The sequence below is a fragment of the Massilia sp. P1_C10 genome (assembly GCF_056406475.1).
Map to the genome: position 1 here is coordinate 1 of NZ_JBFUAC010000020.1, position 1,443 is coordinate 1,443.

At 54.0% G+C, this 1,443-nt stretch carries 1 protein-coding gene; it reads left to right on the forward strand.

What is annotated here, in order from left to right:
* Positions 1-44: 44 nt before the first annotated feature.
* Positions 45-1,408 (forward strand): IS3 family transposase gene (locus tag AC1D02_RS22155; RefSeq protein WP_477320618.1). Its coding sequence is split into 2 segments (ribosomal slippage): positions 45-546 and positions 546-1,408, totalling 1,365 coding nucleotides; the frame shifts between segments, so codons are not numbered across the junction.
* Positions 1,409-1,443 lie beyond the last annotated feature (35 nt).

Here is a 1,443-nt window from a genome sequence, read left to right on the forward strand (position 1 = left end):
CTGAAGTGCCACCTAAAAGTTGGACGCCAACTTTTAGGTGGTTTATGACAAAGTATGACGAGCAATTCAAGCTGGCCGTCGTCCGTCAGTATCTTGATGGCGATATAGGCTACAAGCAGCTGGCCAGGCAGCGCGGGCTTGCGCATTCGATGGTCCATCGTTGGATTAGCTGGTTCCAGGCTCATGGCACGTTCATCGCGGGCAATCAGGTCGGCCCGTATAGCGCCGACTTCAAGCTGTCGGTCCTGCGGCACATGTGGGACAATTCCCTCTCATTCGGCCAGGCGGCCGTTCTGTTCAACCTCCGCAATCCCCATTGCTTAAGCAAGTGGGAGCGCATCTATCGCGCCGACGGCCCGAGCGGACTTTTGCCGCGYCGACTAGGGCGACCCAAAGATATGACCACTCCCACTACAAAACCTGAGCCCGCCCCCAAGGCTGACGAGCGCCCACGCGATGAGCTGATCGCCGAGCTGGAGTATCTTCGGATGGAGAACGCGTACCTAAAAAAGTTGCGAGCCTTAGTTCAATCAAAGCAGACGATAGCGCCACCGAAAAAGCGCAAGTAGTGCAGGAACTAAGGCAGCAGTACCCGCTTGACGGTCTGTTGAAAGCGGCCGGACTGGCGCGTAGCACGTTCTACTATCAACAGAAGGCCCAACAGGTCGCGGACAAGTACGCCGAGCTGAAGAAGATCATCCTGAAGGTGTTTAAGTACCACAAGGGGAACTATGGCTATCGGCGTGTTGCCGATGAAATTCGCGAAGACTACGGCCAAGTGGTGAACTACAAAACGATGCGGCGGCTGATGGGAGAAATGGGGTTGCGATCAGAGCAGCGTCCGAAGAAGTACAAGTCGTTCAAGGGCGAAGTAGGCGCGACTGCGCCGAACCATTTGGACCGCCAGTTCGACGCAGTTCAGCCCAATGAAAAATTGGTCACTGACATCACGGAATTCAAAGTCCGCGGGGAAAAGCTCTATCTGTCGCCTGTGCTGGACCTGTACAACGGCGAGATCATCGCCTTCGAAATGAACAAACGACCGGTGTTCGAGATGGTTAGTTCCATGATCAAGAAGGTCTTCGCTCGACTAAGACCGCAGGACAAACCGATGCTGCACTCTGACCAAGGCTGGCACTACCGAATGCAGCAGTATCGCAAACAGCTCGAAGACCGTGGCGTCGTACAGAGCATGTCGCGCAAGGGCAACTGCCATGACAATGCAGTGATGGAGAACTTCTTTGGCATCCTCAAAAGCGAGATGTTTCATCGAACGAAATTCAGCAGCGTCGACCAGTTACAGCTCGCGATCACAAGCTACATCGAATACTATAATTGCAAGCGCATTAAATCGAGGCTGAAGGGCCTGAGTCCTGTGAAGTACAGGATTCGGTACGCGATCAGCTAGTTATCCTCGCTGTCCAACATTTGGGTGGCACTTCA